Genomic DNA, 13,391 nt, shown 5'->3' with positions numbered 1-13,391 from the left:
ATTAAGTTTTATTAAGCATAGCAACCCATAAAGAACGGTTGGCGCTACATTATAAAAAATCCTGAAGCAAACACTTCAGGATTTCTATTTTTGGTCGATTTCAGTCTATATTCTGAAATCAAAATCTTAAATTATTATTCATCCCCATGTAAAAAGGATTGCCTGTTCAGCAGGGTTTCTTCGCTTTCAACATAGTTATCATCCGGCACGCAACAGTCTACAGGGCATACCGCTGCACACTGGGGCTCATCATGAAACCCTTTACACTCAGTACATTTGCTTGGAACTATATAATAAATATCGTCAGATATCGGTGTAAAAGGCTCATCGGCATCTACCTCTTCACCGCTTGGCAAAACAATTTTGCCGCGAAGTTTAGTACCGTCTTTGTATCTCCAGTCATCTGCACCTTCATATATGGCAGTGTTTGGGCATTCAGGCTCGCAGGCACCGCAGTTAATACATTCGTCTGTTATAATGATCGCCATGGCTTATTCTTAGTATTTAATAACGTAAATTTGCAGCAAAATTACGTCCAAATCCATTCATAAGCAAAAAAATGACGTTAACAGAAACAAAAAAAGCATTTGCCGAACTTGGCAGGTTCCTTTCGCAATTTTCTTTAGACATTAACAGCCAAAACCATCATGTGCTGTACAACGATACGTTTTATAACAGCTTTATCGATTTAATAGAAGCATCTAAATCCCATAATGGCTGGTTTACACAGGAGCAGGTTTATTTTGCAGTACAACAATGGGCACAGGCCTTAACACCGGAAAACCTTGACAACTGGCTTAAACAATACAACCTTGAAAATATACAGCCTAAAACCGTAGGGCTAATACTTGCCGGTAATATTCCGTTGGTTGGATTTCATGATTTTTTATCAGTACTTGTAGCAGGACATAATGCGTTGGTAAAGCTGTCGTCTAACGATATGCATTTGTTGCCATTCCTTGCAAAATATCTTATTGCAGTTTCTCCGGAAATGGATAACAGAATAAAATTTACTGAAGGCAAAATGGAAAACTTCGATGCTGTTATAGCTACAGGAAGTAACAACACTGCCAGATATTTTGAATATTATTTTAGGGATAAACCAAGTATTATCCGTAAAAGCAGAAATTCAGTTGCGGTATTAAACGGTAACGAAACCAGTGAAGATCTTGTAGCATTGGGCGAAGATATTTTTAGGTACTTTGGGCTTGGTTGCCGCAATGTATCGAAACTATTTGTGCCCAAAGGTTATAACTTTAAAGACTTTTTTGAGGCAATGTACACTTATAAAGATGTTATTTTTTATGAGAAATACTCAAACAATTACGACTACAACAAAGCCGTTTTCCTGATGAGTAATTTTAAGCTGCTCGATAATGAATTTCTTACATTAAAAGAAGATCCTGGCTTCTCATCCCCCATTTCGAGCGTTTTTTATGAATATTATGATGATATTGCGACCATAGAACAAAGATTAGAAACGGAACACGAACAAATTCAATGCATTGTGGGTAGCAGCAGTATAAAAAACAGTATAGCTTTTGGTCAAACTCAAAAACCGGGTTTGTTAGATTATGCCGATAATGTTGATACAATTTTATTTTTGTCAACAATTTAGTCGAAATTTTTATAAAATTAATTGCTGTTATTCTGTCTATTATTAAGAAATTTGCATCACTTTCAAGAACCGCAACACAATGAAAAAACACAATTTTAGCGCAGGACCATCTATCCTGCCACAAGAAGTATTTGACAAAGCCGCACAGGCAGTTTTAAACTTCAACAACTCCGGACTTTCAATACTTGAAATATCGCATCGCAGCAAAGATTTTGTAGCCGTAATGGACGAGGCCCGTGCACTAGTATTAGAGCTAATGGGACTTACAGGCAAAGGCTATCAGGTACTTTTTCTTGGTGGTGGTGCAAGCCTTGAGTTTGCAAGAATACCATACAACCTGCTTAAAGATGGTGGCAAGGCCGCTTATCTTGATACAGGAACATGGGCAGCAGCAGCAATAAAAGAAGCTAAGTTTTTTGGAGAAACTGTAATTGTGGCATCATCTAAGGCTGATAATTACAATAATATACCGAAAGGATATGCCATTCCGGCGGATGCGGATTATTTTCACTGTACAAGCAACAATACCATTTTTGGCACACAGATACAGGAATTTCCTGAAACAGATATACCATTGGTTTGCGATATGAGCTCGGATATTTTTTCCCGCCAGATCGATTTTTCAAAATTTGGGCTTATTTATGCAGGGGCACAAAAAAACATGGGGCCTGCAGGTGCAACCCTTGTAGTTATTAAAGAAGAGCTGCTTGGCAAAACAGGCAGGACAATACCATCTATGCTGGATTACAAACAGCATGTTGACAAAGAAAGTATGTATAACACGCCTCCGGTTTTTGCTGTGTATACTTCATATCTTACACTACAATGGCTTAAGGATAACGGCGGTATAGAAGCTGCCGAAAAACGCAACAGTGCAAAAGCCGAATTGCTTTACGATGAAATAGATCGTAACCCTCTATTTGTGGGTACTGCTAAAACTGAAGATCGCTCTAAAATGAACGTTTGCTTTTTACTTAAAAACGAAGAACACACCGAGCAGTTTGACAAAATGTGGAAAGCTGCCGGAATAAGCGGACTTCCCGGACATCGTTCGGTTGGTGGATACAGAGCTTCTATTTACAACGCCATGCCTATAGAAAGTGTACAGGTGCTTGTAGATGTAATGCAGGAACTTGAAAAAAGTATTCAGTAAGCAGTTACAGTTTTCAGTGATGAGGTCACATATTGGTTCTCAAAACATTTTTAAATTTTTCAATCATTAAATCTTTAAATATTAAAGAATGAAAGTATTAGCAAACGACGGTATTTCTAAAAGCGGAATCATAGCTCTTGAAGATGCCGGATTTGAAGTTATAACAACCAAAGTGGCACAGGAGCAGGTTGCCAATTATATTAATACCAATAATGTAGCTGTATTGTTAGTGCGCAGTGCTACAAAAGTTCGCAAGGATATTATTGATGCCTGCCCCGGACTTAAAATTATTGGCCGTGGCGGTGTGGGTATGGACAATATTGATGTGGAATATGCCCGCGAAAAAGGCGTGCATGTTATCAACACCCCGGCATCATCATCAGACTCGGTGGCAGAACTTGTTTTTGCTCATTTATTTAGCGGTGTACGTTTTCTGTATGATGCTAACCGGAACATGCCCCTTGAAGGCGACAGTAATTTTGAAGGGCTTAAAAAGGCATATGCCAACGGTATCGAACTACGTGGCAAAACACTGGGCATTATTGGCTTTGGCCGTATTGGTCGCTCTGTTGCCAAAGTAGCACTGGGTCTTGGCATGAAAGTTATTGCAGCCGATAAATTTGTAGGCAGTGCTGAGATTAAAGTAGATTTTTACAATGGTCAGTTCATTAATGTAGATATAGTTACAGAACCTCTTGAAGACGTATTTAAGCATGCTGATTTTTTAACGCTTCACGTTCCTGCACAGGACGGCGGTTATGTTTTAGATAAAGAAGAGTTTGAGGCACTTAAAGACGGTGTGGGTATTGTTAATGCATCCCGTGGTGGTGTGATTAACGAAGTAGCGCTTATTGATGCTTTAGACAGCGGCAAAGTTGCTTTTGCGGGTCTTGATGTATTTGAAAATGAACCAACACCGGCTGTACAGGTATTAATGCACCCGAAAGTTTCATTAACGCCACATATTGGTGCTGCTACACTCGAAGCACAGGACCGTATAGGTACAGAACTTGCTGACCAAATATCAAGCCTGTTGAAAACTGAGGTTTAAAAACACTGATTATATAAATCACGAAAAGCTGCCGAAATCAAATCCGGCAGCTTTTTATATTTATTCAGATGCCTGGTGGTCGTAACTAAAGACCCGCTTTAGTTTCCAGCTTCCATTAGTAGCCAACAACCAAAGGCAACTAAATTTTGCCCTGCCTGTTTTATATAGCTTTTTACCGGGTTCCTGAATATAGAACTCATGCAGTCCGTTTTGCAAAAAACCATAAATTTTCCCATTTTTTTCAAGAGGATAAACTTCGGTACTGCCCTTAACCACCTCACGGGTTATTTTACCATTCGGACTGTTGCAAATATTATTTCTTGTGGCGTCAATAAATTCCTTTTTGTTTTTAATGCCTCCTTTGTCATGATAAAACTCGAGGTCGTCTGCAAGAATTTGGTCAAGTATTTTATAATTGCACTTATTAAACCCCTCGGCAAACAAAAGGCTATCCATTTTTTGGGCAGTTAAATATAATTCTTTATCAACCTGGGCATTAGTTTGAATTGTAAGAAACAGCAATAAGCTAGCTAAGCAATATTTCATATAAAGATTATTAAAGGAGTATGCTAAAATAATCATTTAAGAAATATTAATACCTGCTTTTAAATACCATTATATTCTTCTTCCGTAACCTTATCTAACCATTCCATTTTGGCATAATCAAGTTCGGTAATTATAGCAAGATGCTTAAAATGGCTGTTAGGCGAAGCCCCGTACCAATGGGGCACACCAGGCAAAACAGTTACTACACTGCCAACCTGTAATTCCTGTATAGGCTTGCCTTTTTCCTGATAAAGCCCTTTACCTTCTGTAACAATAAGCATTTGCAGCCCAATGTGTGTGTGCCAGTTGTTGCGGGCACCCGGCTCAAAAGAATAGCTTTTTACAATACTGTTATTTGTATAATTATCAGTAAACAGCACTTTTACCCATGCATTTCCGGTAAGGTACTGTTGTGGCATAGGATGCTCTACACCATATTCTGGTTTCAGTTTTTTTGCAGTTGGATTAATCATGGCTATAGTTTTTTAGAATACAAATGTATAGCCATATACCATTATAAAAATAACGAATATCAAACAGGAAATTATGAAATTGAAACAATTTATCCCCTTACCGCCTTTGGAATGGTACCCGTTATCCTTTTAAAATAGTTATTGAAATAGCTTGGGTATTCAAATCCCAACGAATAAGCCACATCGGCAACGCTCCAGTCAGTATGCTGTAAAAGTGCCTTTGCTTCGTTTACTATCCTCTCAGAAATATGTGTCGTGGTAGGCCTGCCCGTAATTTCTTTTACAGAGCGGTTTAAATGATTTACATGGACCGACAGATGCTGTGCATAGTCCTGAGGGGTTTTTAATCGCAGTGGTGTTTCTTTGGTTTCTATAGGGAACTGGCGCTCTAAAAGCTCTAAGAACAATGATGTAATGCGTGAAGAGGCATTTTTATGAACAAAGAAATCTTCGGACGGACGCATCTTTAAAGCTTCATGTATTATAAGCCCCAAATAATTACGCATCAATTCATCTTTAAAAGCATAATCAGTGTTTTGTTCTTCGGTCATCCTCCTGAACATAAAAGTTATAAACTCTTTTTGTTCATCATTTAGTTTAAACACCGGTGTGCCGCCAATTTTAAATAAAGGCGATTCCTGAAGGCTTTCTGTACGAGCCTGACCTCTAAAAAAATCTTCGGTAAACACACACGCGAAACCATAAAAATCGGGGTCTTTCATTTCCCAGGAATAAGGGATATACGGATTACCAAAAAACAAAATAGTCCCATCAACATCAATTCCTTTATCAGCATAATGAATTGTGTTGCTTCCTGTACTTATGGATATTTTATAAAAGTCCCGGCGGTTGTAAGTAGGCGTTCCTTTTGCAATAGCATTATTTACCTCATATACATTAAACCCTTTTAACTTTGAGTCGGTGGCATTAATACCCTGCATATACTTTAATTTGTTTTAAAACTATGCAAAGTTAAGATAATCAAACAAAACAATTACAACAAAGTAAGCCTCTCTTCTTCAAGATCAAGATATAAAAGATGTCTGCGTATGATTTCTTCATCGATCTCTGTACTGTTATTTTTATTAAGAAGCCATTCCCTCTGCTTATTGAGCACATCAAGATATATGGCTTTATTTTCTTCAGAAAAGGCCATGTTCTCATTTTCATCCATATCACAGGCACTCTCCCATTTGAGAGCTATTTGTTGCAATACTGTTTCATTTTCAAGCTTGCTGCCATAATTCTCTTTTAGGCTTTTCAGGCCGTGTCGGGCAAGATGTACCCTGATTGCGTTATAAACCTCTTCTTCCGGTTTCACAAAATCAGGATCAGGCATATCTATCTTGCTAATAAGCCATGGCAATGTTAACCCCTGCACCAACAATGTAGTAAGTATAACCACGAAAGTTATAAATAATATCAGGTTTCTTTGAGGAAAATCAGTGCCATCAGCCAGTTGTACAGGTATAGATAATGCTGCCGCTAACGAAACCACGCCACGCATACCAGCCCACCCCAGCAATACAGGAGCTTTGAAACCGGGGCTGCGGGTATCGGCAACGGTTATATAATTTCGGGCAATAAGCGTTATAACTACAGCCGCATATGTAGACAGCATTCTTGCAACAACCAGTACCAATGTAATCAACAGGCCATAGCCTATTGCTGTAGAGACACTCACAGTACCCAACCCGGCAGTAATTTCGGGCAGGTCGAGCCCAATAAGCATAAACACTAAACCGTTGAGTAAGAAACAAAGGCTCTCCCAAACATTTACGCTCTTGAGTCTAACCGTACTACTAAGAAACCAAAGCCTTTTATTAGAAAGCAGTAAACCACCGCTAACCACTGCAAGCACTCCACTACTGTGTACTTCCTCTGCAGCTATATACATAACATAAGGTGTTATCAAAGTCAGAATAATATCTATGTTGGCATTTGTAGGCAAGTATTTATGAATTTTCATGATAAGCCAACCTATTGCCACACCAATGCCTGCACCGCCAACAACCATCCAAACAAAGCTTGCTGCGGCTTCGTGCCACACAAACTGTCCTGTTGCAACAGCTATCAGTGCAAACCTGAAAATAATTAATGACGAAGCGTCGTTAAGCAGGCTTTCTCCCTCTAAAATAGAAGAAAATCGCCTGGGTACTTTTACAAATTTCAATATTGCTCCTGCACTTACAGCATCAGGCGGAGATACAATGCCTCCAAGTAAAAATCCTAACGCCAAAGAAAACCCCGGTATAAAATAATTAGCCACCAATGCTACCGAAAAAGCGGTAAAAAAGACCACTAAAAAGGCAAAACTTGTTATTATACGTCGCCATTTCCAAAGCTCTTTCCAGGATATAGACCACGATGCTTCATAAAGTAAAGGAGGCAGGAATATTATGAATATAAGCTCTGCCTCTATATGCAGTGTAGGGATACCTGGTATAAAGCTTATTGCCAGCCCGGCTAAAACGAGTAAAACAGGATATGCAACTTTTATTTTTTCGGCCAGCATTATAATTAGCAATATAATTGCAATAATGCCTAAATAAAAAGGGAAATCGTGCAGCATACGGTTTGTATTAGTAGGTAATAATTTTAGACTGTTTCAAAAATAGTTAAAAAGCACGCACTTTAACGCATTTTGCTTTGAGCCTTTTATAATGTAATTTTGTAAAAGTACTTCTCAAAAAAAACTCTAAGATGAAACGTTCCGGCTCTGCTGATTTACCGCTGCACGGAGGACATGTACCCCTTTGGCTTTCGGAAAGGATGGCAAAGTTAGGCCTCGCCATTGTAGAGACCATTGCAATGGAGTTTTCTACAGAACAGGTTATAAGCAAACTGGCAAATCCTTTTTGGTTTCAAAGCTTTGGGGCGGTTATGGGTATGGACTGGCACTCATCGGGCATTACAACATCAGTGCTTGGTGCATTAAAACGATCTGTAAACCCGCATGCCAAAGAGCTGGGTATTTACATTTGCGGGGGCAAAGGCAAACATTCGACCAAAACTCCCGATGAACTTATGGTAGTGGGCAACCGCACCGGACTTAATGGGTTAGAACTTGCCAGGCTGAGCAAACTTACCGCCAAAATAGACAATACTGCCATACAAGACGGGTTTCAGCTCTATCAGCATAATTTTATAGTAAACGCTAAGGGAGATTGGTGTGTTATCCAGCAGGGAATGAACAATTATACAGGCACAGCACGCAGGTATCATTGGCACAGCAAAGATGTTATATCTTTTGTAAACGAACCGCATACTTTTATTTACGGACAAAATCAGGGGCAAATACTCAACCTTACAGCAGCAACCGCCGAAGATACGCGCCAAAAATCGTTACTCATTGTAAATGAACATCCTGAAAGAATGCTCAGGGAGATCAATCATCTCGTAATGCCTAACCACCATGATGTAAGGATGAAAGATGTAAACATGAAACGATTGGGTGCTATGCTATGGATGGCTCATGAAAACCAGCCTGAAGATTTTGAAGACCTGCTAATGTTAAAGGGAATGGGACCAAGAACTATACAATCGTTAGCTTTAGTTAGTGAGGTAATTTACGGCACACCTACCCGTTTTGACGACCCGGCCAGATTTTCTTTTGCACATGGAGGTAAAGACGGGCATCCGTTTCCTGTTCCTGTAAATGTTTTCGACGAAACCATTACAACACTGCAAACAGCCATTAACAGGGCTAAAATTGGCAACACAGATAAACTGTATGCAATACAAAAACTCTCAGAAATTGCAAGGAATGCAGAAAAAGACTTTACTCCCAACACTAACTTTGATGCTCTTGTACAAAAAGAACGTAGCGAATCATACAAATATGGAGGAAGAACTATTTTTGGCGAAGCCAAGCCCCCTAAAAGCAACAAACCTAAGGGGGACAGCAATCAGTTAAAGCTTTTTTAGATTATCGATCTTCTACTCGTCGTCGTCAAAGTTTTGATATTTTATAAACAAGCGCCCAATGCTTATGTTCAGGCGGTTCTTGTAATCGTCAATAAGCCACTCCCTGTAATTTTTAGTAGTTTTAGACAGCAGTTTAGAGTATTGCTTTACCCGATATTCTATATCCGGTTCGAGTTCTTTGGCAAGTTTTCGAGCCTCATTAATGCTCTCACTGTTTACAATACACATTACCGCATGCTGCTCTATAGATTTATCTATAACAGCTTTGGGCTTTTCTTTTTGATCTGCCGCTATCCTAAACTCTTCTTCTACATCAAAAGTAATAGTAGTACTTTTTGCAAAACGCTCCCTAAGATCATCAGGCATTACATACACATGATGGCTCTCAATCTCAGCATCGGTACGGATGTTATCTAAAAACTGATCCGGATTTTTAAAAATATACTGCCAGTCAATAGGGTCGCTCCACAAGCCAAAGCGCTGGGCATTGTTACCAAGATCTATAACTGTAAAATAGTCCTTTTCAGGCAGCTTGCGCGAGCCTCGTCCTATCATTTGGAAATAAAGGGTTAAAGAACGTGTAGCACGGTTAAGTATTATGGTTTCTACCGTAGGCTCATCAAAACCTGTGGTTAATATTGATACCGATGTAAGTATAGCATCAGGTGTTTTTTTAAACCACGACAGTATTTTTTTGCGTTCAACATCGGGCGTTTTATTGTCAAGGTGTTTTATAGGAAAACCTGCCGCCCTAAAGGTTTCATATACATACAATGATGTATTGATACCGTTATTGAATATAAGCGTTTTTTTACCCATAGAACGCGAAACATAACTTTGCAGCAGCAAGTCCTGCATAGCTACGCGCGAATATAATTCATCTGAAGAAGCTACAGTATAATCTCCGTTGATGCCAAGTTTTAGCGAAGTAAGCTCTACATCATAACCATACATAGCTGCGTTAGCCAAAAAGCCTTTATCTATAAGCGATTTTATAGGCTCGCCCGTAATAAGCTCGTCATAAGTTTCATACATTGGCAGCTCTATATTAGAGCTTAAAGGAGTTGCGGTAACCCCAAGAAAAAGTGAATTTTTAAAATAAGTAAACAGCTTGCGGAAACTATTATAATGCGCCTCATCTACAATTACAAGCCCCACATAATCCATGTGGAATTTTTTATCTTTAAGACGGTTATTAAGCGTTTCGACCATAGCAACATAGCACTCAAAATCGTTATCATAAGGCAGTTCTTTTACATTACTGTCTATAATAGTGTTTTTTACGCCAAAGCTTTTCAGCATGGCCGATGTTTGCTTGCTTAATTCTATCCTGTGGGTTAGTACAAGAACCTTACGGTTGTATTTTTCAATAAATCGTCGGGCTATTTCAGAAAAAATAACGGTTTTACCGCCCCCTGTAGGTAATTGATACAGTAAATGGTAGTTATCCGGTTTGCCCTCAAATTTTCTAAAAATGGCGTCAATGTCTTCCTGCTGATAATTATATAACTCTTTCCTTTCTCCTTCTTCTTCGGCTTGCATAGTGGTGTCTAAAAATAATCTCCCAAAAATTGCGGATGTACCAAACTAAAAATTCGGTATATTCTGAATTACGGGTGGTGTGTTGGTTGTTTTTTTGCAAATATACCACTTTATAAAGGTTTATTAATGATTAAATTTTACATAAAGTTTTAAAGTTGTTATATTAGTCCTTACAGAAGATTTTTTTTATTTGTAATATAATTGTTGAACATAATTAACTTTTTGCGAAATTTGTAACACAAATATTCAATATTCGATACTTTGGAGAGTGCCATTTTTCTTATTGCAGGTTTTATTATAGGAACCTTTGGCACCCTTATTGGTGCCGGTGGCGGTTTTATTCTTGTGCCGCTGTTACTTATTTTCTACCCAGAATTCAGTCCCGAAACTACCACTGCAATATCTATAGCAGTTGTGGCAGTAAATGCCATATCAGGCTCAGTAGCTTATGCACGCAGTGGCCGTATAGACTACAGGGCCGGACTTATTTTTGCCTTTTACACCATTCCCGGGGCTATATTGGGAGTACTGACAGTGCAATACATACCTCAACACTCATTTAATACTATTATAGGGATATTACTTGTTGGCCTAGCCTCCTATTTATTTGTAAAAAATAAGAAAGACATTACTTTTATAGAACAAACCACTGCAAAAAAAGGTTGCCGTGCCCACACACTTGTAGACAGCAGCGGCATTACCTACAACTATACTTACAACCCTGTTTATGGTAATCTTGTTAGTCTTGTAGTTGGATATATATCGCCCTTATTGGGTATTGGAGGAGGTATAATACATGTACCTGCAATGGTAAACTGGCTTAAATTTCCTGTACATATAGCCACGGCAACATCTCATTTTATACTTGCCGTTATGGCTACGGCCAGTGTTTTTACGCATGCTTACAAGGGTACTTATAACGACCCTGCAATTTTGCACATGATATTGTTTATATCGCTTGGTGTTGTGCCGGGTGCACAATTAGGAGCTATGCTTTCGCACAAAATAAAAAGCAATGTAATTTTACAGGTTCTTGCTGCCTGCCTGGCTATTGTAGGGATACGAATATTATTCAGCAGTTTTTAAGCTATTTACAAACATTGCCTAGAGATTGTTACATACCCTCTATCTTCCCAGTTCGCGCCTTATACCTAATTTTTTCATTTTAGAGTTCAGCGTAGACGGAGGCACATTCAGCATTTCTGCAGCACCTCCAGGCCCCCATATTTTACCCCTGCATTTTTTCAACACACTAATAATGTGATCTCTTTCATTTTCGTCAATGCTTTTTATATGGTTGCCGTTCTCTGATGTTTCGTATGCAAGTCCTCCAATAGGCTTTGGAAGCCTGATTTCGCGGATAACATTTTCCTTTGCCAAAAGCACTCCTCTTTCAATAAGGTTTTCAAGTTCGCGGATATTTCCCGGCCACGAATAATCCATAGCATCTTCCATGGCCCTTTCAGAAAGCCCGGTAACCCGTTTCCCTGTTTTTTGATTGTACTGCTCAATAAAATGATCTACCAGTAATGGTATGTCATCTTTGCGCTCTCTTAGCGACGGCAACTCTATAGGAAAAATATTAAGCCTATAGTAAAGATCAAGTCGGAAACGGCCGTCTGCCACTTCTTTTTCAAGGTTTCTGTTGGTAGCTGCTATAATACGAATATCAACCTTAATAGGCATGTTGCCTCCTATCCTGTTTATTTCTTTTTCCTGTAATACCCTTAAAAGCTTAGCCTGCAAATCAAGCGGCATCTCTCCTATTTCGTCTAAAAAAATAGTCCCTTTGTTAGCGAGCTCAAATTTACCGATGCGCCTGTCCATTGCACCTGTAAATGCGCCTTTTTCGTGTCCAAACAATTCAGATTCAATTAAATTTGCAGGTAAAACGGCACAGTTAATTTTTACAAGCGGCTGCTTTTTTCGTGGTGAAAGATTGTGTACACTCTCTGCAATACGCTCCTTACCTGTACCACTCTCGCCAAGTATAAGTACCGATGTATCGACACCGGCAACCTGACTTATATTATCAAATACATTGAGTAGTAAATGACTCCTGCCAATAATTCCTTCAAAACCTTCCCTTGCCTCTGCTGTATTCTTTTTAGGCTGTGCCTTTTCTTTCACTAAAGATACCTCTAAAACTTCGGGCTGCTTTTGTATAGACAGCATACTCTCTATGGCATCTTTTAAACCATCGCAAAAACGGCTGCACAGATCAAGCTGGGCATCATTATAGGCATCAGGCTTACGACTGTAAAAAAAGAAATAAAATATCTCCCCGTTAGCCAAAGGCAATGGCAGAGTAAAAGTAGAGTTCATCCTGAAAACATCGGCTACCACTTTTCGCATTGATGGCTGTGCCGTAAGATCCTTAAAATCTTTATCGTTATAATACACAGGTTCCTTATCTATCTTGGTCTTTGCCTGGAGAGTATTGATCTCATCTGTTTTTAGATTGGTAATAACCTGAAATTCTGACAACCCTATAATCTGATATTCATTAAAACCAATGCGCAAATAGCTCATTGCAGTGTAAGGTAAATTCCCTTTGTTCTTAAAACCTGCAACCATATAATCGAAGTTTATATATGGCTGAAAAGCTTTACCTATATTGAGAAGCTTTTGTTCCCAACCCTCTTTATCGACAGTAATTTCCTGTAGTCTCTTTCTAAAATCTTTTTCTTTTTTAACGCTGGCTTCAAGGCTGTTCTCGTGCCTGTATTGTGCTATCTCTAAGGTTACAAGCAAATCTTTTTCCCTAAATGGCTTTACAATAAATCCCTGTGGCTGTGTGGCTTTTGCGGCCATAAGCACCTCATGATTAGAGTTTGCAGATATAAATATAAAAGCACGGTTTTCTTCTTTCAATATCTTTGCCAGGTCTATACCCGTTTGTGTGCCTTTAAGGAATATATCTACCAAAACCAAACCGGGATTTTGACTGGCAATTAAAGGCAGCGCCTCTTTAACCGACTTTGCTGTTCCGCATACCGGGTAGCCGTTTTTTTCCAGCATTATCTGCAGGTCGTGCGCTTCAATAAACTGGTCTTCTACAATAAGTATTTTTGGTTTCAT

General features: G+C 39.0%; 12 protein-coding genes. 5 read left to right on the top strand and 7 right to left on the bottom strand.

The features are described from left to right. Positions 1-134: 134 nt before the first annotated feature. Positions 135-488 carry a 4Fe-4S dicluster domain-containing protein gene (locus GR160_RS04030; RefSeq protein WP_160748538.1) on the bottom strand — a complete coding sequence of 118 codons (354 nt, stop codon included), beginning with the start codon at positions 486-488 and terminating at the stop codon, positions 135-137. 71 nt (positions 489-559) lie between these two features. Between GR160_RS04030 and GR160_RS04025 the strand changes: the two genes are divergently transcribed. The 3 genes from GR160_RS04025 (at position 560) to GR160_RS04015 (ending at position 3,822) form a co-directional block, all read left to right on the top strand. Beyond that, positions 560-1,618: an acyl-CoA reductase gene (locus GR160_RS04025; protein ID WP_160748537.1), complete on the top strand. Its 1,059-nt coding sequence runs from the start codon at positions 560-562 to the stop codon at positions 1,616-1,618. Positions 1,619-1,697: 79 nt separating this feature from the next. Further along, the gene (gene serC, locus GR160_RS04020) at positions 1,698-2,771 is read left to right on the top strand and encodes a 3-phosphoserine/phosphohydroxythreonine transaminase (protein WP_160748536.1); all 1,074 of its coding nucleotides are present in this window, start codon (positions 1,698-1,700) and stop codon (positions 2,769-2,771) included. Positions 2,772-2,859: 88 nt separating this feature from the next. After that, positions 2,860-3,822: a D-2-hydroxyacid dehydrogenase gene (locus GR160_RS04015; protein ID WP_160748535.1), complete on the top strand. Its 963-nt coding sequence runs from the start codon at positions 2,860-2,862 to the stop codon at positions 3,820-3,822. 60 nt (positions 3,823-3,882) lie between these two features. Here GR160_RS04015 and GR160_RS04010 read toward each other — a convergent pair whose 3' ends face one another. The 4 genes from GR160_RS04010 to GR160_RS03995 form a co-directional block, all read right to left on the bottom strand. Continuing rightward, positions 3,883-4,278 (bottom strand): nuclear transport factor 2 family protein, encoded by a 396-nt coding sequence (locus GR160_RS04010; RefSeq protein WP_237421162.1) that lies wholly within the window; start codon positions 4,276-4,278, stop codon positions 3,883-3,885. Between the two features lie 149 nt (positions 4,279-4,427). Next, entirely contained in the window at positions 4,428-4,841 is a 414-nt protein-coding gene (locus GR160_RS04005; protein WP_202390705.1) for a cupin domain-containing protein, read from the bottom strand. An 89-nt stretch (positions 4,842-4,930) separates the two neighbouring features. Then, positions 4,931-5,782: an AraC family transcriptional regulator gene (locus GR160_RS04000; protein WP_160748533.1), complete on the bottom strand. Its 852-nt coding sequence runs from the start codon at positions 5,780-5,782 to the stop codon at positions 4,931-4,933. A 53-nt stretch (positions 5,783-5,835) separates the two neighbouring features. Beyond that, the gene (locus GR160_RS03995; RefSeq protein ID WP_160748532.1) at positions 5,836-7,413 is read right to left on the bottom strand and encodes a Na+/H+ antiporter; all 1,578 of its coding nucleotides are present in this window, start codon (positions 7,411-7,413) and stop codon (positions 5,836-5,838) included. 131 nt (positions 7,414-7,544) lie between these two features. Here GR160_RS03995 and GR160_RS03990 point away from each other — a divergent pair, with 131 nt between their 5' ends. Further along, positions 7,545-8,768, top strand: coding sequence for a DUF763 domain-containing protein (locus GR160_RS03990; protein WP_160748531.1), 1,224 nt, complete (start codon positions 7,545-7,547; stop codon positions 8,766-8,768). Positions 8,769-8,780: 12 nt separating this feature from the next. Here GR160_RS03990 and GR160_RS03985 read toward each other — a convergent pair whose 3' ends face one another. Then, the gene (locus tag GR160_RS03985) at positions 8,781-10,310 is read right to left on the bottom strand and encodes a DEAD/DEAH box helicase (RefSeq protein WP_160748530.1); all 1,530 of its coding nucleotides are present in this window, start codon (positions 10,308-10,310) and stop codon (positions 8,781-8,783) included. Positions 10,311-10,571: 261 nt separating this feature from the next. Between GR160_RS03985 and GR160_RS03980 the strand changes: the two genes are divergently transcribed. Continuing rightward, on the top strand, positions 10,572-11,396 hold the full coding sequence (locus tag GR160_RS03980) for a sulfite exporter TauE/SafE family protein (protein ID WP_160748529.1): 825 nt from the start codon (positions 10,572-10,574) through the stop codon (positions 11,394-11,396). 39 nt (positions 11,397-11,435) lie between these two features. Here GR160_RS03980 and GR160_RS03975 read toward each other — a convergent pair whose 3' ends face one another. Then, complete coding sequence (locus GR160_RS03975) at positions 11,436-13,391, bottom strand: sigma 54-interacting transcriptional regulator (RefSeq protein ID WP_160748528.1); 1,956 nt, start codon at positions 13,389-13,391, stop codon at positions 11,436-11,438.

The sequence above is a fragment of the Flavobacterium sp. Sd200 genome, assembly GCF_009826935.1.
Lineage (GTDB): Bacteria > Bacteroidota > Bacteroidia > Flavobacteriales > Flavobacteriaceae > Flavobacterium.
This window is presented reverse-complemented; position numbering and strand designations above follow the sequence as displayed.

Coding starts and splice junctions, on each gene's coding strand:
- GR160_RS03990 (WP_160748531.1), top strand. CDS start 7,545: ATGAAACGTTCCGGCTCTGCTGATTTACCGCTGCACGGAGGACATGTA.
- GR160_RS04030 (WP_160748538.1), bottom strand. CDS start 488: ATGGCGATCATTATAACAGACGAATGTATTAACTGCGGTGCCTGCGAG.
- GR160_RS04010 (WP_237421162.1), bottom strand. CDS start 4,278: ATGGATAGCCTTTTGTTTGCCGAGGGGTTTAATAAGTGCAATTATAAA.
- GR160_RS03985 (WP_160748530.1), bottom strand. CDS start 10,310: ATGCAAGCCGAAGAAGAAGGAGAAAGGAAAGAGTTATATAATTATCAG.
- GR160_RS04015 (WP_160748535.1), top strand. CDS start 2,860: ATGAAAGTATTAGCAAACGACGGTATTTCTAAAAGCGGAATCATAGCT.
- serC (WP_160748536.1), top strand. CDS start 1,698: ATGAAAAAACACAATTTTAGCGCAGGACCATCTATCCTGCCACAAGAA.
- GR160_RS04000 (WP_160748533.1), bottom strand. CDS start 5,782: ATGCAGGGTATTAATGCCACCGACTCAAAGTTAAAAGGGTTTAATGTA.
- GR160_RS04005 (WP_202390705.1), bottom strand. CDS start 4,841: ATGATTAATCCAACTGCAAAAAAACTGAAACCAGAATATGGTGTAGAG.
- GR160_RS03995 (WP_160748532.1), bottom strand. CDS start 7,413: ATGCTGCACGATTTCCCTTTTTATTTAGGCATTATTGCAATTATATTG.
- GR160_RS03975 (WP_160748528.1), bottom strand. CDS start 13,391: ATGAAACCAAAAATACTTATTGTAGAAGACCAGTTTATTGAAGCGCAC.
- GR160_RS04025 (WP_160748537.1), top strand. CDS start 560: ATGACGTTAACAGAAACAAAAAAAGCATTTGCCGAACTTGGCAGGTTC.